Genomic DNA, 25,650 nt, shown 5'->3' with positions numbered 1-25,650 from the left:
CAATTCATCAAAATGGCTTAAAGGTTATGCTATATTTATTTTCTTATTCTGATTTGAATCATAGTTTATTTATTTTACTAGCTTTATTTTTTGTATTGTGTTACGAAGCTATTAATGGATTTCATGATACAGCAAATGCTGTGTCAACATTGATTTATACACGTGCAACTTCAGCTCATTTTGCAGTTATAATGTCAGGTCTATTTAATTTTCTTGGTGTCTTGTTGGGAGGTTTAACAGTTGCGTATGCAATTGTTCATTTATTGCCAAATGATTTACTATTAAATAGTAATTCAAAAAATGCTCTTGCTATGGTTTTTTCTATGTTATTAGCAGCTATACTATGGAATTTATCTACTTGGTATTTTTGTTTACCAGCTTCAAGTTCGCATTCGCTTATTGGAGCAATAATTGGAATTGGTTTAACTAACGCGATAATTACTGATTCTTCTTTATTACATGCTTTAAATGTTCCTAAAATGACAAATGTATTTTTATCTCTTATTTTTTCACCGATTGTAGGATTAATAATTTCGGGTAGTTTAATATTTTTGTTACGTTTTTTTTTAAAAAAGAAAAAGAATCATTATCGTATTCATATGACTCCATTAGAAAGAGAACAAAAAGAAGGCAAAAAAAAACCACCTTTTTTAATTAAAATCGCTTTGATCTTATCATCTATTGGAGTAAGTTATGCACATGGTGCAAACGATGGTCAAAAAGGAATTGGTTTGTTAATGCTTGTCCTTATCGGAATTGCACCATGTGGTTTTTTAGTTAATTTAAATGCATCTAAAAAAGAAATTATTTACACAAAAAATACAATTGATCATCTATATGAATACTATTCAAAAAATAAAGTCAAAATAATTAAAAATACTAAAAATCAAAAAAAAATTGATTTTTCAATAAAAAATTATAATTATTTTGAAATTATAAAAAATATAAAAAAAACTAAATTTTTATTACAAAATATATATGATTTTAATCAATTAAATATAAAACAAAGATTTAAATTACGTCATTTTTTACTTTTTCTTTCTGAAAATATAGATCAAACAATACATTTTTCAAATATCGTTAAAAAAGAAAAAGATTTTTTAAAAAAAAGTAAAAAAGATATACTTAAAACGATTGAATATGCACCAATGTGGATAATACTAATTATCGCACTTTCTTTATCTGTAGGTACAATGATTGGTTGGAAACGTATAGTAGTAACTATTGGTGAAAAGATAGGAAAAAAAAGAATGACATATGCACAAGCCATGTCGGCGCAGATAACTGCTTCTTTATCAATTGGTATAGCAAGCTATACAGGAATACCTGTATCTACAACACATATTTTGTCTTCTTCTGTAGCTGGAGCAATGTTAAGTGATGGAGATGGTATTCAAATTAGTACAATAAAAAATATTGCTCTTGCTTGGATATTAACTTTACCTGTTTCAATTTTATTGTCTGGTTTTTTTTATTGGATTACTCTTTTATTTATAAAAAATTTTTAAAAGATTTATGACATTTTAATTATAGGAGTACGTTTTAAAAAAATGTACTCCTATTTTTTTTTAAAAGGTAGATATATATCAAAACGATGATATTTATTACTAATAATAAAATCTACCTTTTCATCAGATATAGGATTAGCATAAGAAGGTCTCTTTACAACAACTCTTTTTTTCGCAAATTTTCTAGCCACCTTTAGCAAATTTTTAGATTGATCATCTTTATTTGCCAATTTTCTTAAAAATTGCATATTTTTTTTAGGAAGAGATTTTTTTTTATTAATTGGATACATAGGATCTAAATAAATGACATCAGGTTGTGAAATAGGTATATTAAGTATATTTAAGCTATTATCGTAAATTAAATGTAATCTCTTTTTTAACCAAAAACCAATTTTTTCATCTTTATAACCTCTTTCTAAACCATCTGTCAATAATGCTGCAATGACAGGATGATATTCCATCATAATAACATAACATCCTAAAAAAGAAATTAAAAATGAATCTTGTCCTAATCCTGCTGTTGCATCTAAAACAGAAGGGAAATAATTTTTTTTAATTCCTATAGCTTTATAAAGAATTTCATTTTTTTTTTTAAAATTTAAACACCTATAATTATTTTTTTTTGAACTAAAATTGACTTTTATAGATTTATTACGAGGTTTTGAACGATCATATAATTCTAAAGAATTAGAATTCATTATTAAAGCCATAGAAGAATTTTCATCATGTTTTAAATGATATTTATCAATTAAATTTTGTATTCTTTGATTTTCGTGATTTATAATCAAATATATATTCATAATATTTTTATTTTTTAATATTAATTAATTGACTTTTCCAAAAATACAATTTACAATTAAAATTAAATTTTTTATTTTTATCAAATCTAAAAAATTTAATTTTTTTCGTATAGTTATAACGATTTTAGATTGTAACTAATAATCCAATTTTTTATTTTTAAAAAATTTAATTTACATTTTCAAAAAAATATTCAATAAAACTAAATAAAATAGTAAATTAAAAAAAGGAAAAAAAATTATGTCATCTAATGTTACTCTAGTTGATAAATTAAATCCAATACGTCATAAAGAATTAAAAGTTAAAATTGATGAAATATGCCATAAATCACTAAAAAATCTTAAAAATACTTCAAAAATTTTAATAGAAGAAAAAAAACATCCTATTAGCAGTACTAAAGTTTCTATTAATTATATTGAAAACGAAAACGAAAATAAAAACAATTTAATTAATTTAGAAAATTTTTATAAAAAATATTTATTAAAATTTAATGATTTTATAATGAAAAAAAAACTTTTTCTGAATCCTCTTCTGAGTCCTCTGCTGAAAGTACTTCCTACAATCCACTCGATATATTAGAACGAATTCAAGAAAAAATTGAAACAACAATTAAAGATATTAATTTAAAAAAAAAAATAATAGAATCTTTTAATACAATAAAAGATAGCATACTCAGTGCTTACGAGAAAATTAAAAACGAAACTATAAATCTTTTTAATGGTACAACTTTTTTAAAAATTTTTAATGCCGGATGCGAATTATTTTCACAACCAACAGAATCAACTAAAGAAACAAGTGAAAAAATTGATAATTTAGTGAAACAAGTTGAAGAATTAAATAAAACAATTGAATCTTCAAAATTTTTTATAGATACTATAATCGAAAAAGTTAAAGAAGAAGGAAGATTAAAAGTAGTTAATAAACTAAATAAAAATCCACGTCATCCTGAATATGAAAGTTCATTCCCTGATCTTAATGTTGCAGTTCCCAAAAAAGAAAATTTAAATCAATGGTATCCATCTAATTTAGACGAAAATTTTGATATAGAAGTAAGAGAAGGTACCTTACGAGTTGATAAAAAATTTAGAGATAGAATGAATAAAGCTATTGAAAAATCTCATTATAAATATTTTACAGACAACAATATTTGGAAGTTTTCAGATAAATTCGATTTATCACCTGCAAATGTCTTTTCTATGATAAGAGGCTTTCAAAAAATATATGAAAAGTTAAAATCTTCTTCTGAAGAATTAAATAAAGACTTTATGAAAGATTTTCATTCAGCTATTTTTGTTATCGATGGACATTTAATTCCCTCTACAAATAAAGAAGATATGATAGAAAAGTTTAAAAAAATAGTTCCAAATATTACAGATCAACAATTAATTTCTGCATATGCACATCCAAAAATTTTAAGTCAGTCTTACCTTCATTTGCTTTCTGAACATCCAGAAATAAATAAATATCAAACTGTAAATTCAAGAAACGTTTATACAATTACACATATAGATAATAATCAAATAAAGTTAGTTGTTACTCATGTGTCTAATTTACGTGCAAAAGACAAAAATTCTATTCAGCCAAATTATTCTTTTAAAATACGTACGAGTATAATTCTTTCTGCTGCGAATTCACCAAGAGTAAAATTTTCAAAATTTGTTCATTGATTTTTTTAACGTAAATATGTTTTGAAAAATATAATAGGGTATATTTTATATACCCTATTTTTTAAAAAATAATATTTATTTTTGAGGAATATCTTTAAATTTTTTTATTAAAGCGAAATGTATTTCTTTAGGAAGATACGGTTTAATGTTACCTTGATATTTCGCTATTTCTTTTACAAAAGATGAAGATATAAATGATACTTCTTTAGAAGAAAGAAAAAAAATACTATCTAAATCAGGATAAATTTGTTTATTTATAGCTGCTAATTTTATTTCATAATCAAAATCAAATATTGTTCGTACTCCTCTAATTAAAATATTACTTTTTTCCCTTTTTGCTAAATTAGCGAGCAAACCATTAAATCCAATTACTTTTTTTATATTTTTAAGATGAAATGTAGCTAGTTTAGTTAATTTTATTCGTTCTTTTAAATTAAAAATAGTTTTTTTATGTACGTTATTTGAAATGGCAATAATGATATTATCAAAAATTTTTGTTGCACGTGTTATAACATCTAAATGTCCGTATGTAATTGGATCAAACGTACCTGGATATATTGCAATTTTTTTCATTTTTTATTTTTTTATCTATAAATCAATTATGTTAAAGTTATTTATTAAATATATAATATTTTTTAAGAATTAATATTCTTATTTTTTTAAAGGCAATATATGAAAAAAAAATGGAAACCTAGTGCTTCTATTAAAGATTTAATGAAAAGATCAAAAATTATCGCTGATATTCGCTCTTTTTTTTTAAAAAAAAATATTATGGAAGTAGAAACTCCAATATTATCTCAATCAGGAGTAACAGATGTAAATTTGATGCCGTTTATAACTAATTATTTTTCTTTTAATGACAATATTAAAAAAAAAAATTATGGTTAATAACTAGTCCAGAATATCATATGAAACGTTTATTATCTGCAGGAAGCGGATCTATATATCAAATTTGCCGTAGTTTTAGAAACCAAGAATTTGGTCAATATCACAATCCAGAGTTTACTATGCTTGAATGGTATCAACTTTCTTGTTCTATGGAAAAAATGATTGAAGAAATAGACTTTTTTTTTCAAAAAATATTAAATTTTAATAAAGCAGATAAAATTTCTTATCAAGAAGTATTCATGAAATTTTTAAAAATAGATCCTTTATCTACTAGTTTATCTGAACTGTTTCAATGTTATAAAAAATTTAACTTAAAAAATTTAATTTATCTTGAAAATGATTTAAATCAATTAATAGAAAATATATTTACATTACAAATACAGCCTTTTCTTGGCAAAGAAAAACCACTTTTCGTCTATCATTTTCCTTCAGAACAAGCTTGTCTTGCTTCTATAAATAAAAAAGACAGTCGTGTTTCAGAAAGATTTGAGATTTTTTTTAAAGGAATTGAATTAGGAAATGGTTTTCATGAATTAACGGATTATTTTGAACAAAGAAAACGTTTTATTAAAGATAATAGAAAACGCTGTGATATGAACCTTCCTGAACAAAAAATAGATGACTATTTTTTAGATGCAATCCATCATGGTCTGCCGACTTGTTCAGGGGTCGCTATAGGGTTAGATCGTTTAATTATGATAGCTTTAAATAAAAATAGCATTGATCAAGTTATGTCTTTTTCATTTGAACGTTCTTAAAATATTACCAATAATTTTCCATTGTAATATGACCATGTTTACGTCGTAAATTTTTTTGCATACATCGATCTTTTTGTAAGAAAAGATATGTATCTTTTACCATAGCTGGATTTCCACACAACATAACATGTGAATCATTGCGATTAATTTTTAAACCAATTTTTTTTTCTAAAATTTGATTTTGTAATAAAAGAGGGATTCTTCCATATAATGAATTATGATTTTTTTCTCTACTTACTATTGTTTCAATCTTTAATTTTCCATTATAACTTTTATAAAGTTGCTTCATTAAAGGAAGATAGGTTAATTCGTTTTGATATCTTACAGCATGTATTAATATGATATTTTTAAATCTATTAATATTTTTATATTCTTGTAGTATAGAACAATAAGGACCTATTCCAGTACCAGTAGCAAACATCCATAATGTTTTACAATTAGGTATTTCATCTAAAGTAAAAAAACCAAATGATTTTTCTTTAATAAATAAATTATCTCCAGATTTTAAATTATATAAAAGATTACTTAATTTACCATTAAGTATTCGAACAATATAAATTTCCAAATTTTTATTACTTGGAGCATTAACAAACGAATATGCTCTTTGAATTTTTTTCTTTTTAACATTATTAGAAAAATTTATGTTTTCTTCATTTAAAGCTAATTTTGTAAATTGTCCTGCTTGAAAAGGAGCAATCTCTGCGTTTAAAATAAGACTGAACAAATTTTGAGTCCACTTGTGAACTTTTAAAACATTAGCATTAATCCATGGATTCATTAATCTAATTTCCTACCTTTTTTTAATTTTTAAATCATTGTACTTATTTTGGAACAAGTACAATGATTGATTTAAAAAAATATTCATTTTTATTAAAAATTTTTATATTTTATTTTTTTCAATTTCTTTCACTTTGTTTGGAATATTAATAAATATTTTTTTAGGTTTTTCTTCATCTGGAACTCTACATTCAAAATTAATTTTTAATAATCCTGAAAATAGTTCTGCCTTTTTTACTTGAATTTTATGATCAAAGTTAAAATTTAAAGAAAAATCATTAAATATAATCCCTTTATGTAAATATTTTTTTATTTTTTTATCATCATTTTCTTGATTTTGTTTTTTTCCCTGTACTGTTAGTTGACTATTATGTACAGAAATATCTAATTCTTTTTCTTCATATCCAGGAATACTTAATATTAATTCATATTTATGTTCGTCAATTTGAAATAAATTATAAGCTGGTGTATCTGATAAAGGTTTTTCTCCTGTTAATGTACTGAAAATTTTATCAATTTGATTGAATCTATTTGAAAAAACACTATTTTGATCAATATTTGGTAAAAAAGAAAATGAACGATAAGACATAAAACCTCCTTTCATATTATAGATTTATATTTATTTTAGTTTTATACTCTTACAATCAATATTGGAACTAAAAAAAGTTTCTTAATTCGATATAAGGTTTTATTTTTTTTTTTCAACAACTATTTGTAATAAATAATAAAAATATTTATATTTTTTTAAAAAACATTCATCTGTTTTAATTTATTAAAAAATAGATTAGAATTTTAAAAATTATAAAATAAATCTACCTAAATCTTCGTTAGATATTAGTTGATCTAAATGTTTTCCAACATATTCTGAGTTAATTTCAATAGTTTTACCAACGTTATCACAAGCATTAAAAGAAATATCTTCCATAAGTTTTTCTAATATTGTATGTAAACGACGTGCTCCAATATTTTCCATAGATTCATTAACTTTCCAAGCTGCTTCTGCAATATTTCGTATTCCTTCTTTTGTAAAATTGATGCATACACCTTCTGTTTTCATAAGAGCTTTATATTGTGCTGTAATAGATGCAGTTGGTTCAGTTAGAATTTTTTCAAAATCATTAATTGTTAATGGTTGTAATTCTACTTTGATCGGAAGACGTCCTTGTAACTCGGGAATCAAATCAGAAGGTGTTGATGTTTGAAAAGCACCTGATGCAATAAATAAAATATGATCTGTTTTAACCATGCCATACTTAGTTGATACAGTGCAACCTTCAACTAAAGGGAGTAAATCTCTTTGCACACCTTCTCTAGAAACATCTGGACCAGAAGAATCACGTCTTTTACATATTTTATCAATTTCATCAACAAATACTATACCATTTTGTTCTACTGCATTAATTGCTTCTTTTTTAATTTCTTCTTGATTTATTAATTTAGCAGCTTCTTCTTCTTTTAATAACAAAACTGCATCTTTTATTTTTAGTCTTCTTGTATTTTTTTTATGCCCTCCTAAATTTTGAAAAAGAGATTGCAATTGACTTGTTAACTCTTCCATACCAGGAGGCGCCATTATTTCAACTCCCATAGTGCTAGCTAATACATTAATTTCAATTTCTTTTTCGTCGAGAATTCCTTCTCTTAATTTTTTTCGAAATACTTGCAATGTATTTAATAAACTTTCATTTTTTTCATTTTCTGTCCAGTTATTTTTCGGTCTAGGTACTAGAACGTCTAGTATTCTTTCTTCAACTATTTCTTCGACTCGAAGTTTGTTTTTTTCAATGTTTTTTACTCGAATCATTTTAATAGCTGCATCGGTTAAATCTCGAATAATTGAGTCTACTTCTTTTCCAACGTATCCAACTTCAGTAAATTTAGTTGCTTCTACTTTTATAAAAGGTGAATTTGCTAATTTTGCCAATCTTCTAGCAATTTCTGTTTTTCCTACTCCAGTAGGACCAATCATCAAGATATTTTTAGGAGTAATTTCATGACGTAACTCGTTATTTAATTGCATTCTCCTCCAACGATTTCTTAATGCAATAGCAACAGCTTTTTTTGCTTGTTCTTGACCAATAATAAATTTATTAAGTTCAGAAACAATTTGAGGGGGTGTCATTTCAGACATATAAATAATCCTTATTTTTCTGAAAATAGTTCTTTTATAGTAAAACTATGATTGGTATATATACAAATATTTGCTGCAATATTTAATGATTTTTCTACGATTTCATCAGCGTTGAGTGTAGTATTATTAATTAATGCACGTGCTGCAGATTGAGCATAAGATCCACCAGAACCTATTGCAATTAAATCATCTTCAGGCTGTATCACATCGCCATTTCCAGTAATAATTAATGAAGTGTCTTTATCAGCAACTGCTAACAAAGCTTCTAATTTACGTAACATTCTATCAGATCTCCAATCTTTTGCTAATTCAATAGCAGCACGTGGCAATTGACCCTGATACATAGCTAATTTTTTTTCAAACATTTCAAATAAAGTGAAAGCATCTGCAGTTCCACCTGCAAAACCAGCAATCACCTTTTCATGATAAAGTGTTCTGATTTTTTTAACATTACTTTTCATAATAGTATTGCCTAAAGTAGCTTGTCCATCACCTCCAATTACTACTTTATTTTTTAATCTTACACTGAGTATTGTGGTCACAAGAAAAACCTCTTAAAAAATAATGTGTTTATTTTTTTAATTATATAAAAAATAAAATTTATAATAAAACAAATTGAGCGTTATAACTTTAATTTATATGAATTATTTGAGTAAAATTGTTAATAAAAAAAACTATTAATTATGGACAAAAAATTTAATTTTATTAAATTTTTGAAAGAAATTTTAAAAATTACAAATTTTCTAATCTTTGAATATATTTCCATTTTTGTTTAGGTTTGGGAGGTAATAAGTCATCACTTATTTTTTTATCTATAAAAATTTTTTTTTCTATATTTTTTGATTTTTTAAAAAACATGTTTAAAAAGCAAAAAAGTAAAATAATAACTATTATAATAATGAGAATATGATATTTATTTAAATTTATTTTCTTTTTTTTTTATTTTTTTTTTTTTTTTTTAAAATACACTGAATTAATTTTATTTTTATCGTTGTACATATTTTGTTATATATTTTATTTAAATTGAAAAATATTGATTATTAGTACACTAATAATCGTATAATAGAATAGATATTGTTATATATATTTTAGGAAAACTTTTATGAAAAAAAAAATACATCCAGCTTATTCTCAAATAATAGCTACTTGCTCATGTGGAAATATAATTGAAATTTTCTCAACCGTTAATGTCAATCTAAATTTAGATATATGTGCAAAATGTCATCCATTTTATACTGGAAAACAAAGAATTATTGATACTGGAGGACGAGTTGAAAGATTTAAAAAACGTTTTAAACTGATTAAGAAAGATACGGTATAAATGATATTTTAATTTATAATTTTTAATTTTAAGCATCTTACAATAAATTAGATGCTTAAAATAATTTTAAGAATTATTTTTCAAATTTTTTATGTATTTCTCAAGTTAGAGAGCAATCTATCTTGAAAATAATTTTTTAAAGCAATATAGATAGCATTTGCAATTTTATTTTGGTATTTGTTAGTTCTTAATTTTTTTTCTTCTAAAAAATTTGTGATAAACCCTGTTTCTATTAACATAGAAGGTGTATTTATAGAGCTCAGTATTCCTAAACTGGCATAGTTTAGATTTATTTTATCTAATTTTATAATTTTTTTAAGTTGTTGAAATATATATCTAGATAAATTAATTTCCATTTTTTGAAAATTATTAAATTGTAAATCGAGAACAGTTTTTTTTAAAAAAAAATCATGTTTATTTTTTTGAATTAAATTTTGAATGTTTTTAGGAAAATATATGTTTTCTTCTCTATTTTTTATAAAATTATTAATTTCACGATGCATTCTATCATTAGTAGTAATCCAGATTGATGCACCTGATACATATCTTTTTTTAGAAGAGTCTGCATGGATAGATATTAAAAAACTTACGTGATTATTTTTTAGAAAATCTCTTCTTTTTTTTAATGATACATAAGAATCATCATTTCGCGTTAAAACTGGATAAAATAAATCACTATTTTGTAATAAATTTTTAAGTTTTATACCAATCTTTAAAGTTATTTTTTTTTCTTGTAATCCTAAACTATTTATTGCTCCTGGATCTTGTCCTCCATGTCCTGGATCAATCACTATAATAAATTTTTTTAATGGGTTTTTTGTATTGTTCTTGTTCTTTTGATTTTTTTTTATATTTTTAAAAAAAAATCATATTTATTTTTTTTAAAATTATCTTTTTTGAAATTAATTTTATTTAGTTTATCTGCAGATTGTGTTTGAAAGGTAAATAATAAAACGGCAAATATTATCCATTTATAAAAAGGACAAAAAATCATAAATTTTCCTTATCTATAATTTAATTTTTAGATTGATGATATAAATGGAGCGGGAAACGAGATTCGAACTCGCGACCCCAACCTTGGCAAGGTTGTGCTCTACCAACTGAGCTATTCCCGCAAAATTTATAATTTTATGCTTATTATATTTATTTATATTATATATATAAGATATATTTATCAAGCTTTCTTTTAAAAAATATTGATTTTATTTAAAAATTCTTTAAATAACTTTAATTAGAATAGAATGTTATTTACTATATTTTATAGTATCAAAAAAAATTTTTTTATAAAAATTTAATTCTATTATAGATTCATGAATATCTTCTAATGCTGTATGATTTTGTTTTTTTATTTTTTTAAATGAAGGACACCAACGATTTACTAATTCTTTAATAGTACTAACATCTATACATCGATAGTGAAAATAGTTTTCTAAATTTGGCATATATCGAGCTAAAAACTTTCTATCTTGATAGACACTGTTACCACAGATAGGTGATGATTGAATAGGAACCCATTTTTTTAAAAAGAATATAGTTTTAGATTCAGCTTTTGATTCATTATATATACTTTTTTGTACTCGTTTTATTAATCCATTTTTTTTATGTATTTTAGTATTCCATTCATCCATTATTACTATATGTTCTTCTTTTTGATGAATAGCAATAACTGGACCTTCTGAAATTATATTTAATTTTGTATCTGTAATTACTGTAGCAATCTCAATAATTCGATGTATTTCAGAATTCAATCCAGTCATTTCCAAATCAATCCAAATAAGATTTTCATTATTAATAGTCATAATTTTTTATAAATAAATTTTTTTTAATTCTATTTTTTTAGTTAAAAATTAATGAATATAGTATAATAAAAACTCAATAAAAAATAAATGTTTTTAATATATTAATAAAAATTAAACACAGGTAAATCAGATGAAAAATATTAATCTTATTGAAACTAAATCTTGGAAAGATTTAAAAAATCATTTTAAGGAAGTTAAAAATATCCATTTAAAAGATCTTTTTTTATCTGATTTCAATAGATTTAAAAAGTTTTCAATTTTTTTTGAAAATGAAATATTAATTGATTTTTCAAAAAATCGTATTACTGAAAAAACTTTAATACTTTTATTAAATTTAGCAAAAGAAATGAATGTTAAGTCTGCTATTAAATTAATGTTTTCTGGATCTAAAATTAATCAAACTGAAAATAGGTCTGTATTGCATATTGCTTTACGCAATAGAAGTAATTTTCCAATTTTACTAAATAATTCTGATATTATGTCAGAAGTTAATGATGTACTTAAAAAAATGAAAAATTTTTCGGAATTAGTTATTGATGGAACATGGAAAGGTTACAGTGGAAAATCTATTTCTGATGTTGTTAATATAGGTATTGGAGGATCAGATTTAGGACCTTATATGGTTACAGAAGCATTGCGTCCATATAAAAATCATTTAAATATACACTATGTTTCTAACATAGATGGTACTCATCTTTCTGAGATTTTAAAAAAGATCAATCCTGAAACAACAATTTTTTTAATAGCTTCTAAAACATTTACTACCGATGAAACTATAACTAATGCTAATAGTGCAAAATTTTGGTTTTTAAAACATTCAAAAACGAAAGAAACTTTAGATAAACATTTTTTTGCTTTGTCAGCCAATATAAACAATGCTGTGAATTTTGGAATTAATATAAAAAATATTTTTCAATTTTGGGACTGGGTAGGAGGTCGTTTTTCATTATGGTCTTCTGCTGGATTATCTATTGTTCTATCTATTGGATTTAATAATTTCGAAAAATTTTTACAGGGAGCACATGTTATGGATAATCATTTTTATCATACTGAATATGATAAAAATATTCCTATTTTACTAGCTCTGATTAGTATTTGGTATACTAACTTTTTTAATTCTGAAACAGAAGCTATATTTCCATATGATCAATATATGCATCGTTTTTCTGCATATTTTCAACAATCTAATATGGAATCTAATGGAAAATCAATTGACAAAAATGGAAATAAGGTATGTTATCAAACTGGACCTATTATTTGGGGTGAACCAGGTACCAATGGTCAGCATGCATTTTTTCAGTTGATTCATCAAGGCACTAAATTAATCCCAAGTGATTTTATCGTACCAACTGTTTCTCATAATAATTTAAATGATCATCATCTTAAATTAATATCTAATTTTTTAGCTCAAACTCAAGTACTTGCTTTTGGAAAATCTAAAAATTCTTTTTTAAAAGAATCTACTTCTTTTAAAAAAGAAGAAGATGAATTTAATAGAATTTTACCTTTTAAAATATGCGAAGGAAATAAACCAACAAATTCTATTTTATTACGGAAAATAACACCTTATACATTAGGAATGTTAATTGCGTTGTATGAACACAAAATTTTTGTTCAAGGTCATATATTAAATATTTTTAGTTTTGATCAATGGGGTGTTGAAATAGGAAAGGAAGTAGCACAAAGTATTTATAAAAATATTAATGAAAAAACAAAGAATAGTAAATCTTATGATTCTTCAACACAAGGGCTTATTGATTTTTATAATTTTTTTAAAAATAAACAAAATTATCTTTAATTTCAATTAATTAAAATTTTTTCTATTTTTTAAAAATACGATATCAGTCTTTTAATGATATTTTATAAAGTATTTTAAAAAATTTTTAACTTAAATAAGCTTTTTTTATCTATAGAATTAAAAATGTTTTTTACTGCTATTTTTCAAGTTTGAGTGAATATTTATGTTTAGATTAATAACATTAAAAATACAAAATTTTGGTCAATTTTTAAGTAATATGATTATGCCTAATATAAGTATATTTATTACGTGGGGCATCATGAACTCTTTGTTTCTTTCTTTAGATTGGCAATATAATAAAATATTTGCTCAATTAATATCACCTATAATATTTTATCTTTTGCCTATTCTTATTGGATATACTGGAGGAAGTTTAATTGCTGGTCAAAGAGGAGGTTTATTAGGAAGTATAACTACTATAGGAATGATAACAAGTACAGATATGCCTATGTTTTTAGGAGGAATGGTTGCTGGTCCATTAGGAGGATGGATAATAAAAGGTTTTGATCAAATAATTAAAAACAGAATTAAAAGTGGTTTTGAAATGTTAGTTAATAATTTTTCAATTGCAATAATTGGAATATTTTTAACAATTTTTTCATTTTTTTTTATTGGTCCCTTCATTGAGGGGGTATCTAAATTTTTAGGATGTCTAATAAAAATAATAATAGATTTTAATTTGTTACCCCTTATTGCATTTATTATTGAACCAGCTAAGGTATTTTTTTTAAATAATGCAATTAATCATGGTATATTTTCTCCATTAGGAATTCAAGAAATATCAGAGAATAAAAGTTCTTTATTTTTTTTAATAGAATCAAATCCTGGTCCAGGATTAGGCATATTAATAGCTTGCTTTTTTTTCGGAAAAGAAAAATCGTATAAATCTTCAGGAACAGCTGCAATTGTTCAATTTTTAGGAGGAATTCATGAAATTTATTTTAGTTATGTATTGATAAAACCAATATTAATGATTTCTTTAATTTTAGGAAGTATGACAAGTATTTTTATGCTGGTTTTTTTTAAGGGAGGTTTAATTGCTGCTGTATCACCAGGTTCTATTTTATCTATTTTGGCGATGACAAAAAAAGGTTTATATTTTGCAAATTTAATTTCTATATTTTCTTCTTTTTTAATTTCTTTTTTGAGTGCAATGTTGTTTTTCAAAATTAATTTAGGTCAAAAAATAAAAAATGATAAAAGTTCTATACAATTATTTAAAAATAACTTATTTCCTATAAAGAAAATAGGTGATGAAAAATATGATTTTATTAAAAAAATTAAAAATTTTCAAAAAATTAAGAACATTATAATTGCTTGTGATGCTGGTATGGGATCTAGTGCTATGGGCGCAAGTATTCTGCGCAAAAAAATAAAAAGTAATAATTTAACACATATTTATGTATCTAATATTGCCATTAATTTGCTACCTAAAAATGCAGATTTAGTTATTACACATGAAAAATTAACTTACCTTGCTAAAAAACGCGCTCCTGATGCTCAACATATATCATTAACAAATTTTCTTGATAGTAATTTTTATACCAGCTTAGTAAAACAATTAGACTTAAATAAAGATTTTTTTAAAAAAAATAATATTCAGGATAAAAAAGATCGTATTACTCAAATAAATATTGATTCTCATAAAGAAATTCAATCAAAGTGTTTTTTTCAAATAAGTGATAAGAATATTTTTCTTAATCAATATGCTGAAAACAAAAAAGAAGCTATCAAAATTGTTGGTAAACATTTGGTAGCACAAGGATATGTTAAAAAAGATTATATTGATGCAATGCTTGATCGAGAAAAAATTGCTTCAACTTGGTTAGGCGAATCTGTAGCTTTACCTCATGGTACTATAAAATCTAAAGATTCTATTTTAAAAACTGGAGTAATTTTTTGCCAATTTCCTAAAGGTGTTCATTTTGGAGAAACAATCGATGATATTGCTTATCTTGTTATTGGTATCGCTGCAAAGAATAATGAACATATTATGGTAGTTAGCAATATTACTAATGCATTAGATGATAAAGATGTTATTAGTAAATTATCAAAAACAAAAAGTGTAAAAGAAGTTTTATCATATTTAAATGTAAATGTTAAAAAAAACTAATTTAAATTGGAATAATTTTATGAGAGCTTTACATTTTGGAGCAGGAAATATTGGACGAGGTTTTATCGCACGAGTATTATTAAAATCTGATTTTAATTTGATATTTTCAGATGTTGATCAGAATATAATAAATGCTATTAATAATTATAAAAAATACAAAATTAAATTAATAGATAATAGTTTCGAAAAAATTATAAATATTAACAATATCAGTGCTATAAATTCTTATGATCCAAATGTTTTAAATGTCATTTCTCATGTAGATTTAATTACAACAGCAGCTGGAGTTAATGCTCTTTATAAAATAGCTTCTATTCTCATAGAGGGAATTATTTTAAGAATTAACTTAAAGTGTAAAAAACCGTTGAATATAATTGCCTGTGAAAATAAAATTAAAGCAACTTCTTTTTTAAAAAAAATTATTTTTGATAAAATTCCTCTTAAATATCATGATTATTTTGATGAATATATTGGTTTTGTAGATTGTACTATTGATACCATCGTCCCGACATTTTCTTCGTTTAAAGAAGAAAATAGTTTGTTTGTCATTGCTGAAAATTTCAAAGAATGGATTGTTGATGTAAATCAATTTAAAGGAATGGTACCTAAAATTATCGATATGACACTAAGTGATAATTTAACATCTTTTATAGATAGAAAAATTTTAACTCTTAATACAGGTCATGCTATTGCAGCATACTTAGGTCTGATGAAAAATTATAAAAACATATGTGAAGCAATGTCAGATTTTAGTATACAAAGAATTGTAAAAGATGCTATGTACGAAAGCGGATTGGTATTAATTAAACGCTATAATTTCAATAAAAAAGATCATCTATCTTATATTGATAAAATTTTTGTTCGTTTTAAGAATCCCTTTATCTTAGATAAACTTGAACGTATTGCACGAAATCCATTACAAAAATTAAGTAAGGATGAACGTTTAATTCAGCCTTTTGTAGAAGCCATGAAATATAATTTACCATATTTTAATTTAGTTAAGGGTATTGCAGCAGCATTGCATTATCGAAATATAAACGATATACAATCAATTAAATTATCTTCCTTAATCAAAGAAGAGGGACTTGAAGAAACTTTAGTTAAGGTATGTAAATTAAATGCAAATAGTAATGAAATTAGGATAATTATTTCAGAATATCATTCTATAATAAAAGATTTTTTATAAATTTATACTAAAAATCATTTCTTATAATTTTAGAGAATAAGGTCAAATGCAACCTATTCGTATGTTATCATCTAGTTTATCCAGTCAAATTTCAGCTGGAGAAGTAATTGAAAGACCATCATCTGTTATTAAAGAGCTTTTAGAAAACAGTATTGATGCGCAAGCAAAAAACATTGATATCAGTGTCGAAAGAAGTGGACTTAATTCTATAACAGTAAAAGATGATGGTTTTGGCATTGAAAAAGACCAATTATTACTTGCGATTTCACGTCATGCCACTAGTAAAATTAATAGACTTTCAGATTTAGATAATATCAATACATTTGGTTTTAGAGGAGAAGCGTTAGCAAGTATTCGTGCTGTTTCAAGGATGAAATTAATTTCATGTTCTCAAAATAGTAATATAGCATGGAGTATATATTCAGAAGGATTTTCTAATCATACTTTATTGCAACCGATTGCTCATCCAATTGGAACGAGTATAATAGTAGATAATTTATTTTATAATATCCCTGTTCGTCTTAAATTTATAAAAAATGAAAGATCAGAATTTCTAAAAATTGATGAAACAATAAAAAAGATTGCTTTATCTAATTTTGGTATCAATATTTTTTTTAAAAAAGATAAAAAATTATTTGTATCATATAAAGCAATAACAAAAAATAACAATAAAATTCATCGATTAAAAACAGTATTTAATCAAATCGACCTAAATTATGTTTTAGAAATTAAAGAAAAAATGCACAATATTACATTGTTTGGATGGTTAATTTTTCCTTCATCTCTTTCAAGTACTTTTAAAAAAATACAATATTGCTATGTTAACAATCGATTTGTTTATAACAATCTTATAAAGAGTGCTGTTTTTAATTCATTTTATGAAATAATAGGGAATAAAAGAAGTACATCGTTTATTTTATATCTTACATTGCCTTCTAATGAAATAGATATTAATATTCATCCTACTAAAAATGAAATTAAATTTCATAAATCTAACATTATTTATTTTTTTGTATATCAATCTATTTTATCTAGTTTAAAAAAATGTAAAATTAAATATATTTCAAATAATTTTTTTTTAAAAACTCATTCTAATAAATGTAAAAATAATAATTCTGATTCTTTAAATACTAAGTTAGTATCTCAAATTCATTCTAAATACGAAAAAAAAGATTTATATAAAGATGTAATATCAACTGATTTGTTTAAAATCAATTCTCAAAGATTTTTAAAAGAATACTTTTTTTCTTTTGGAAAATTATTAATTGTTTTTCAAAAATATTATGGATTAATGTATTATTCAAATACCTTTTCATTGATTTCTTTTCCCCTAGCAAAAAAGATAGTTGAACAATATAAATTACGAAGCGCTATTAAAAATAATATGATACCTGAAATTTTTTCATATAATTTTTTGTATTTTATAACTTTTAAACAGAATAAAATATTATCTAATAATTTAAAATTATTATTAAAATTTGGTTTTAATCTTATTTTGAAAGAAAAATATTTTTTTTTAAAAACTATTCCTATTTTTTTAAAAAATCAAAATCTTGATGTGTTGTTATCTAGTTTTTTTTCATTTATTTTTTTTAAAAAAAAAATATATATTAAAGATATAATTAAATGGTTTGATACTACTATATTAATAGAAAAAAATTCTTGGAATTATGAAGACGGAATTTCAATATTATTAGAAATAGAGTATTTTTGTCCTTCTATATTTAAAAAACCTCCATTAAAACTATTGCAAAAAATAAATGTTGATGAAGTATTATGTATATTAAAAGTATAAGTTCTGATAAAGAGAAAAAACCTATTATTTTTTTTTTAATGGGACCAACTGGATGCGGAAAAAGTAAATTCGCTATTTTTCTGAGAAAATATTTACCAATAGAAATAATTAGTGTTGATTCAGCATTAATTTATAGAGATATGAATATTGGTACGGATAAGCCACATCCTATAGATTTAAAAAATCATCCTCATCGCTTGTTAAACATTAAGGATCCGAATGAAATTTATTCTGCTGCAGAATTTAGAAGAGACGCTTTAAAAGAAATTTCTAGCATTTTAAAAATAGGTAAAATACCCTTACTTGTTGGAGGTACAATGTTTTATTATCAAACATTGTTATATGGAATATCTAATTTACCTGCATCTAATATTAAAATTCGGAAATATTTGTTAAATAAAAAAAAAATAACAGAAAATTTTTATACGAAAAATTAAATTCAATAGACCCCATATCTGCTAATCGTATTCATAAGAATGATTCTCAAAGATTGCTAAGAGCATTAGAAGTTTTTTATATATCTGGAAAAACGTTAACATCTTTAAAAGAAATAAAAAATTCTGATTTATTGCCATATAATATTATTCAATTTTCTATTACACCAAAAAATAAAAAATGGCTATATAAAAAAATTGAATTACGTGTACAAAAAATGATGCAATTAGGTTTTCAAAAAGAAGTAGAAAACTTGTTTTTTAGAAAAGATATACATAAAAATTTACCATCTATTCGATGTATAGGTTATCGTCAAATGTGGGAATATCTTGAATATCAAATTAGTTATGAAGAAATGTTTAAAAAAATTGTTTTTGCAACAAGAAAATTAGCAAAACATCAAATAACATGGTTAAAAAAATGGAAAAACGTGTATTATTTACATGCTGATAGTCTAAATTCTCTTTTTTTACAGATGTTGGATATTCTTAAAAAGAATACAAATTTAACATTTCATGATCAAATTTTTTGATAAGATTATATCTTTTAAAAAAATTTAAAAGAAATTTATTAGTATTTTTAAAAAAATATTTTTATCTTTTAACTAATTTTATTCAATTTTTTTCAAAAATTTATAAAAAAAATACAGTTTTCATACTGTACAATATAGGATATATTATTTCTATTTATATTTTTTTAAAAATTAATAAGTATTAAAACTAATAAAATGAGGCATAAAATGGCCTGGAATAAATTTAATAATAGTGAACCAGAGCTTGATCCGTGGGGGAAAAAAAATAGTCAAGAAAAAAATGGTTCAAAAAATAAAGATGATCGAAAAAATCATGAAAAAATAATTACATTAGACTTTAAGAAATTTTTATATAACATTAATAATATATTTAATAAAACAAATAATTCTCAAAATTTATCAAAAAATAAAATTAACCCATTTTTAATAATAGCTTTTGTGTCTTTTTTTGTTTGGTGTTTCAGTGGTTTTTATACTATTAAAGAAGCTGAACGTGGAGTAGTTACTACTTTTGGAAAATTCAGTCATTTAGTTGCACCAGGATTAAATTGGAGACCAGTTTTTATTAATGAAGTAAAAGCTGTCAATGTTGAAACTGTACGAGAATTGGCAACATCAGGTGTCATGTTAACTTCAGACGAAAATGTAGTACGTGTAGAAATGAACGTACAATATAAAATTACTGATCCTGCTGATTATCTTTTTTCTGTTGCTTATCCAGATGATAGTTTACGTCAAGCTACTGATAGTGCATTGCGTGGAGTTATTGGACATTCAAATATGGATCGTGTATTAACTGAAGGACGTACTTTAATTCGAAGTGATACTCAAAAAGAAATTGAAGAAACAATTAAACCTTACAAATTAGGAATAACTATATTAGATGTAAATTTTCAGACCGCTAGACCTCCAGAAGAAGTTAAAGAAGCTTTTGACGATGCTATTGCAGCGCGTGAGAATCGTGAACAATATATACGTGAAGCTGAAGCTTATTCAAATGAGGTTCAGCCAAAAGCACATGGAAAAGCGCAGAGAATTTTAGAAGAAGCTAAAGCGTATTCTTCACGAAGAATATTAGAAGCTCAAGGAGAAGTAGTTCGTTTTTTAAAAATTCTTCCTGAATATAGAAAGAATAAAGAAATGACTTTAAAACGTCTTTACATAGAATCAATGGAAAAATTATTAAGTAAGACTAAGAAAATTTTTATTGATAAAAAAAATCATTCAAAACTATTTCTCTCTTTAAATAATTTTTTTCATCAAGATAAATTTAATAAACAGGATCTTTTTAATAATCCAATTAATTTAAGTAAAAACCATTCTTGTTCTTTTCAAAAAAATAAAGAAATAAATGATGTTTCTTCGTTACCTCCTAGTGATTTTTTTAAAAAACGTCGTATAGAATCTATACGTACTAATATTAAAAATATAGAAAGAGAATGAAAAATATGAATAAAATAGTTATTTGTATACTAAGTTTTTTTCTTCTTATTTTCTCATCTTCTTTTTTTATTGTTAAAGAAGGAGAACGTGGAATTATACTTCAGTTTGGAAAAGTTTTAAGAAATAATAAACAGAAAACTTTAGTTTATACACCTGGACTACATTTTAAAATACCTTTTTTTGAAAATGTTAAAATTTTAGATTCACGTATTCATACTATGGATAATCAAGCAGATCGTTTTGTTACAAAAGAAAAAAAAGATCTTATTGTTGACTCCTATATTAAATGGCGTATTAGTGATTTTAGTCGTTATTACCTAGCTACTGGAGGAGGGGATTTTTTTCAAGCTGAAGTTTTATTAAAAAGAAAGTTTAGCGATCGATTACGTTCTGAAATAGGACGTCTTAATGTAAAAGAAATTGTTACAGATTCAAGAGGTAGATTAACAACAGACGTTCTTTACTCTTTGAATAAGGGAACAATCAATTTAGACAGCACATCACTAATCAATGTAAATAGTATGAATGCTTTAGGAATTGAAGTGGTAGATGTGCGTATTAAACAAATTAATTTACCTCTAGAAGTATCTGATGCTATATATAATAGGATGAGAGCAGAAAGGGAATCAGTAGCTAGAAGTCAACGGTCTCAAGGACAAGAAAAAGCAGAAAAATTACGCGCAACAGCAGATTATAGAGTTTCTCTTATTTTGGCAGAAGCACAAAAAAAAGCTTTAATGATAAAAGGTCAAGGAGAAGCTGAAGTGGCTAAATTATTTTTAGAAAATTTTGGTCAAGAATCTTCTTTTTATTTTTTTATTCGTAGCTTACATGCTTACGAAAACAGTTTTAAAAACAGTAATAACATAATGTTAATTAATTCAGATAACGAGTTTTTTAAATATATGAATACAGAAATCAAAAATTAAAAGTACATTTCAAAAAATTGATAAAATAGGTATTAAAAATATGAATACAAACATTGTAATATTAGGTACTCAATGGGGTGATGAAGGTAAAGGAAAAATAGTTGATTTTTTGTCTTCAAATAGTTCTTATGTAGTAAGATATCATGGAGGACATAACGCTGGTCATACCTTAGTAGTTAATGGAAAAAAAATTATTCTTCATTTAATTCCATCAGGATTACTATATCCTAATGTCATTGGAATTATTTCAAATGGAGTAGTAATTTCTCCATTTGAGTTAGTTAAAGAAATAAGAATGCTAGAGAAAAACAACCATTTTATTAATGAACGTCTTTTTATTTCTGAATCAGCTCCTTTAATATTACCCTATCATATTGCAATAGACTTAGCTCGTGAAAAACAATTAGGAATCAATGCAATTGGTACGACGGGTCGTGGTATTGGTCCTGCATATGAAGATAAAGTAGCACGTCGCGCTTTACGAGTAGGAGATTTAAAAAACACACAAAAATTATCTACAAAATTAAAAGTAATAGTTGATTATTATAATCATCAATTGGTATCATTTTACAAACAAAATCCAATCTCTTATAAAGAGATCTTAAAAGATTTATTAAAAGTAAAAGATCTAATCTACAATATGATTAAAGATACTTCTGCTATTTTACATAAAGCAATTGAAGATAAAAAAAGAATTATTTTTGAAGGTGCTCAAGGTACTCTTTTAGATATTGATCACGGTACATATCCATATGTTACGTCTTCTAATAGTACTACAGGTGGTATAATTACTGGTACAGGAGTTGGGCCTAAAAATTTAGGTTATATATTAGGAATAACTAAAGCATATACAACAAGAGTTGGAAAAGGACCATTTCCAACTGAATTGTTTGATGATATAGATAGTTATCTTTCTAAAAAAGGACAAGAATTCGGATCTACAACTGGTCGAAAAAGACGTACTGGATGGCTTGATGGTGTAGCTTTACGCTATTCCGTTAAAATTAATTCTTTATCTGCATTATGCATAACAAAGTTAGATGTTTTAGATGATTTAAAAGAAATAAAAATTTGTACATCTTATAAAGATGTCAATACTAAAAAAATTTATAAAGATTTTCCTATTTTTAATTTAGAAGATGTCACTCCAGTATATGAAGTTCATCCAGGATGGATGAAAAAAACATCAGGTATAAAGAAAATAGAAGATTTACCTAAAGCAGCTTGTAATTATATAAATCGTATTGAAGAAATAGCACAAGTTCCTATTGATATAATTTCTACCGGTCCAGATCGTTCTGATACTATTTTGTTAAAAAGTCTATTTTTTTAAATTATGATTTTTAATCATCATTTTTAAATTTTTTATAAAATATGCTAAAAAAATAAGATTTTTAAATAAATTTGACGATTATTAATTGATGATAAATTATTTTTAATAAAACATATATTATAGAATAATATAATTGGAGAAGTAAATATGGTAGTAGATTCCTACCAAAAAAAAGAGACTAAGAAATATAGAAATTTTATCCCACGTCGAGAACAAATTTTATTTTTGTTAAAAACTGATAAAGACCTAATAAGTCAAAAAAAATTAGAAAAAAAATTTAGTATCAATAGTCAAGAACAAAAAAAAGCACTACGTCGGAGATTAAGAGCAATGGAACGAGATGGTCAAATTATATACACTCGAAATCGTTGTTATATTACTCCAGAAAATTTAAAAATAGTTACAGGTAAAGTTATAGGTCACAGAGATGGCTATGGTTTTCTTAGAACAGAAACATTTAAAGATGATCTCTGGCTTTCAATAGAACAAATGAAATTATGTATTCATGGTGATGTTATTTTAGCACATATTGTCAAATCTGATAGAAAAGGAAGAAATTCGGCAAAAGTATTAAAAATATTGCGACCAAATGATGTTTTGATTGTAGGTCGATATTGCGTCGATAATAAAAAAAAATTTGTTATCCCAAACGATACTCGATTTAATTTTAAAATATTTATTTTAGATTCACTTATTTCTAATGAAAATATTTCTATAGGAACAATTGTGGTAGTAAAATTACGAGAAAATGCCACGAAAAAAAGTAAGATACAAGGAACTATAGTAGAAGTTCTTGGAAAAGAAATGGGAACAAATTTAGCTATAAAAATAGCATTACGTACTCATTGTATCCCCTATTTATGGTCAAAAGAAGTTGAATACCAATTATGTGGAATAAAGAGTAAAATCAATGAAAAAGATTTTAAAAATCGTATAGATTTAAGACATCTCCCATTTTTTACAATTGATGAAGAAGATGCTCGTGATTTTGACGATGCTATTTTTTGTAAAAAAAAAACTAATGGAGAAAAAGGATGGAAACTATGGGTAGCAATTTCTGATGTAAGTTACTATATCCAGCCTGATACTGCTTTAGACAAAGCTGCTTCAAAAAGAGGTACATCTATTTATTTTCCCTCTTTAGTTATACCTATGTTACCAGAAAAAATATCTATAGATGTGTGCTCTTTAAATCCAAATGCAGAACGTTTATCTTTAATATGCGAAATGAATTTATCAAATAAAGGAGAATTAATCACATATAAACATTATGAAGCAGTCATATGTTCTCATGGACGTTTTACATATAATGAAATATTTAAAATTTGGAATGGCGATATTGAACTTTGTTTTAAATATAAAAAATTATTAAAATACATTCAAAATTTATCGTCTTTACAAAAAATTTTAAAGAAATACAATGTTTCTAAAAGAGGTATTTATTTTGAAAATATAGAAGCTAAATTTATATTAGATTCTAATTATCGAATTAAAAATATTTCCCAAAACATTCGAAATGATGCGCATAAATTTATTGAATCATGTATGATATTAGCGAATATAGCTTCAGCTGAATTTGTTAAAAAGCATAAGTCTCCAGTTTTGTTTCGCAATCATGATCGTCCTGATAAAGATAGTATTATTAATTTTCGATCAGTTTTAAAAAAATTAGGATTGTCTTTGTTAGGAGGAGAAATACCAGAATCTACGGATTATTCAGAATTATTAAAAAAAATTTCTACTCGCCCTGATTATGAAATGATTCAAACTATATTATTGCGTTCTATGAAACAAGCTGTATACTCTCCAGATAATCGTGGCCACTTTGGTTTATCTTTATCAAGCTATGTTCACTTTACTTCTCCTATTAGGCGCTATCCTGATCTTTTAGTTCACAGAGTTATTAAAAACTTACTATTAAAAGAAAAAAATCTATCTAAATATCATTTATATAATCTTAATGAAGTAACAAAAATAGGTCTTCATTGTTCAATGACAGAAAGACGTGCAGATGAAGCTACTAGAGATGTATTAGATTGGTTAAAATGCGATTTTATGCAAAAAAAAATAGGAGACGTATTAACAGGAGTTATTTCTAATGTTACTTCGTTTGGTTTTTTTGTGCGTTTAAATCAATTTTTCATTGATGGATTAGTGCATATAGCAACTTTAATTGATGATTACTATTATTTTGATTCTATTGGATTAAAACTTATTGGTAAGTCAAGTAAAAATACTTATTGTCTTGGTGATACCTTAAAAGTAAAGGTTATTTCTGTTAATTTAAATGAGCGTAAGATAGAATTATCCCTATATATGTCTCGTTGATTTTTAATTTAGAAAGAATATTTTTTTAAAAATGAAATTTTATTGATTTTTTTTTTAAATTAAAATACCATATATATAATTAGCTATAATCTTTTTACAAACGTTCCTTGC

Annotated in this window: 20 protein-coding genes, 1 tRNA gene and 2 pseudogenes; 14 read left to right on the top strand and 9 right to left on the bottom strand. The window is 24.3% G+C overall.

Features of this window, described 5'->3' with window-relative positions:
- Positions 1 to 26: 26 nt before the first annotated feature.
- Positions 27 to 1,508, top strand: a complete 1,482-nt coding sequence (locus BUSG_RS02985; protein WP_011054068.1) for an inorganic phosphate transporter — start codon at positions 27 to 29, stop codon at positions 1,506 to 1,508.
- A gap of 50 nt (positions 1,509 to 1,558) precedes the next feature.
- Here BUSG_RS02985 and BUSG_RS02980 read toward each other — a convergent pair whose 3' ends face one another.
- The gene (locus BUSG_RS02980) at positions 1,559 to 2,308 is read right to left on the bottom strand and encodes a class I SAM-dependent methyltransferase (protein ID WP_011054067.1); all 750 of its coding nucleotides are present in this window, start codon (positions 2,306 to 2,308) and stop codon (positions 1,559 to 1,561) included.
- Between the two features lie 238 nt (positions 2,309 to 2,546).
- Between BUSG_RS02980 and BUSG_RS02975 the strand changes: the two genes are divergently transcribed.
- Together BUSG_RS02975 and BUSG_RS02970 are read left to right on the top strand one after the other, a co-directional pair.
- Entirely contained in the window at positions 2,547 to 2,885 is a 339-nt protein-coding gene (locus tag BUSG_RS02975) for a hypothetical protein (protein WP_011054066.1), read from the top strand.
- Positions 2,886 to 3,121: 236 nt separating this feature from the next.
- On the top strand, positions 3,122 to 3,973 hold the full coding sequence (locus BUSG_RS02970; protein WP_050702902.1) for a hypothetical protein: 852 nt from the start codon (positions 3,122 to 3,124) through the stop codon (positions 3,971 to 3,973).
- 75 nt (positions 3,974 to 4,048) lie between these two features.
- Here BUSG_RS02970 and coaD read toward each other — a convergent pair whose 3' ends face one another.
- On the bottom strand, positions 4,049 to 4,546 hold the full coding sequence (coaD, locus tag BUSG_RS02965; protein WP_011054065.1) for a pantetheine-phosphate adenylyltransferase: 498 nt from the start codon (positions 4,544 to 4,546) through the stop codon (positions 4,049 to 4,051).
- Positions 4,547 to 4,645: 99 nt separating this feature from the next.
- Between coaD and epmA the strand changes: the two are divergent.
- Positions 4,646 to 5,619, top strand: a pseudogene (gene epmA / locus BUSG_RS02960) (elongation factor P--(R)-beta-lysine ligase).
- 4 nt (positions 5,620 to 5,623) lie between these two features.
- Here epmA and BUSG_RS02955 read toward each other — a convergent pair.
- From BUSG_RS02955 to hslV, 4 genes are all read right to left on the bottom strand, one after another.
- Positions 5,624 to 6,397, bottom strand: coding sequence for a ferredoxin--NADP(+) reductase (locus BUSG_RS02955; RefSeq protein ID WP_011054064.1), 774 nt, complete (start codon positions 6,395 to 6,397; stop codon positions 5,624 to 5,626).
- Between the two features lie 102 nt (positions 6,398 to 6,499).
- A complete protein-coding gene (locus BUSG_RS02950) occupies positions 6,500 to 6,985 on the bottom strand; it encodes an Hsp20 family protein (protein WP_044006067.1) in 486 nt (161 codons plus the stop codon).
- Positions 6,986 to 7,195: 210 nt separating this feature from the next.
- Complete coding sequence (hslU, locus tag BUSG_RS02945; protein ID WP_011054062.1) at positions 7,196 to 8,527, bottom strand: HslU--HslV peptidase ATPase subunit; 1,332 nt, start codon at positions 8,525 to 8,527, stop codon at positions 7,196 to 7,198.
- Positions 8,528 to 8,538: 11 nt separating this feature from the next.
- A complete protein-coding gene (gene hslV, locus BUSG_RS02940) occupies positions 8,539 to 9,069 on the bottom strand; it encodes an ATP-dependent protease subunit HslV (protein WP_011054061.1) in 531 nt (176 codons plus the stop codon).
- Between the two features lie 560 nt (positions 9,070 to 9,629).
- Between hslV and rpmE the strand changes: the two genes are divergently transcribed.
- Positions 9,630 to 9,848, top strand: coding sequence for a 50S ribosomal protein L31 (gene rpmE / locus BUSG_RS02935; RefSeq protein ID WP_011054060.1), 219 nt, complete (start codon positions 9,630 to 9,632; stop codon positions 9,846 to 9,848).
- An 89-nt stretch (positions 9,849 to 9,937) separates the two neighbouring features.
- Here the strand turns inward: rpmE and BUSG_RS02930 are convergent, their stop codons facing one another.
- The 3 genes from BUSG_RS02930 to orn all read right to left on the bottom strand — a co-directional run bounded on the left by BUSG_RS02930 (position 9,938) and on the right by orn (position 11,647).
- Positions 9,938 to 10,639: an N-acetylmuramoyl-L-alanine amidase gene (locus BUSG_RS02930; protein WP_011054059.1), complete on the bottom strand. Its 702-nt coding sequence runs from the start codon at positions 10,637 to 10,639 to the stop codon at positions 9,938 to 9,940.
- Positions 10,640 to 10,887: 248 nt separating this feature from the next.
- Positions 10,888 to 10,963 (bottom strand) — tRNA-Gly (locus BUSG_RS02925).
- A gap of 129 nt (positions 10,964 to 11,092) precedes the next feature.
- Complete coding sequence (gene orn, locus BUSG_RS02920) at positions 11,093 to 11,647, bottom strand: oligoribonuclease (RefSeq protein WP_011054058.1); 555 nt, start codon at positions 11,645 to 11,647, stop codon at positions 11,093 to 11,095.
- 130 nt (positions 11,648 to 11,777) lie between these two features.
- Here orn and pgi point away from each other — a divergent pair, with 130 nt between their 5' ends.
- From pgi to rnr, 9 genes and pseudogenes are all read left to right on the top strand, one after another.
- Positions 11,778 to 13,445 carry a glucose-6-phosphate isomerase gene (gene pgi / locus BUSG_RS02915; RefSeq protein ID WP_011054057.1) on the top strand — a complete coding sequence of 556 codons (1,668 nt, stop codon included), beginning with the start codon at positions 11,778 to 11,780 and terminating at the stop codon, positions 13,443 to 13,445.
- A gap of 163 nt (positions 13,446 to 13,608) precedes the next feature.
- Positions 13,609 to 15,558, top strand: coding sequence for a PTS mannitol transporter subunit IICBA (locus BUSG_RS02910; RefSeq protein WP_011054056.1), 1,950 nt, complete (start codon positions 13,609 to 13,611; stop codon positions 15,556 to 15,558).
- A gap of 19 nt (positions 15,559 to 15,577) precedes the next feature.
- Entirely contained in the window at positions 15,578 to 16,744 is a 1,167-nt protein-coding gene (locus tag BUSG_RS02905) for a mannitol-1-phosphate 5-dehydrogenase (RefSeq protein WP_011054055.1), read from the top strand.
- Positions 16,745 to 16,790: 46 nt separating this feature from the next.
- On the top strand, positions 16,791 to 18,539 hold the full coding sequence (mutL, locus tag BUSG_RS02900) for a DNA mismatch repair endonuclease MutL (RefSeq protein WP_011054054.1): 1,749 nt from the start codon (positions 16,791 to 16,793) through the stop codon (positions 18,537 to 18,539).
- Positions 18,540 to 18,577: 38 nt separating this feature from the next.
- Positions 18,578 to 19,506 (top strand): annotated as a pseudogene (miaA, locus tag BUSG_RS02895) (tRNA (adenosine(37)-N6)-dimethylallyltransferase MiaA).
- Between the two features lie 207 nt (positions 19,507 to 19,713).
- The gene (hflK, locus tag BUSG_RS02885; protein ID WP_011054053.1) at positions 19,714 to 20,949 is read left to right on the top strand and encodes an FtsH protease activity modulator HflK; all 1,236 of its coding nucleotides are present in this window, start codon (positions 19,714 to 19,716) and stop codon (positions 20,947 to 20,949) included.
- Positions 20,950 to 20,954: 5 nt separating this feature from the next.
- Positions 20,955 to 21,878 carry a protease modulator HflC gene (gene hflC / locus BUSG_RS02880; protein WP_011054052.1) on the top strand — a complete coding sequence of 308 codons (924 nt, stop codon included), beginning with the start codon at positions 20,955 to 20,957 and terminating at the stop codon, positions 21,876 to 21,878.
- A gap of 40 nt (positions 21,879 to 21,918) precedes the next feature.
- A complete protein-coding gene (locus tag BUSG_RS02875; RefSeq protein ID WP_011054051.1) occupies positions 21,919 to 23,211 on the top strand; it encodes an adenylosuccinate synthase in 1,293 nt (430 codons plus the stop codon).
- A gap of 147 nt (positions 23,212 to 23,358) precedes the next feature.
- On the top strand, positions 23,359 to 25,539 hold the full coding sequence (rnr, locus tag BUSG_RS02870; RefSeq protein ID WP_011054050.1) for a ribonuclease R: 2,181 nt from the start codon (positions 23,359 to 23,361) through the stop codon (positions 25,537 to 25,539).
- Positions 25,540 to 25,650: the final 111 nt, after the last annotated feature.

It is taken from the genome of Buchnera aphidicola str. Sg (Schizaphis graminum) (genome assembly GCF_000007365.1).
In the GTDB taxonomy this organism is placed as follows: Bacteria; Pseudomonadota; Gammaproteobacteria; order Enterobacterales; family Enterobacteriaceae; genus Buchnera; species Buchnera aphidicola.
Note: the sequence above shows the minus strand (reverse complement) of the source record. Positions and strands in the feature narration are given on the sequence as shown.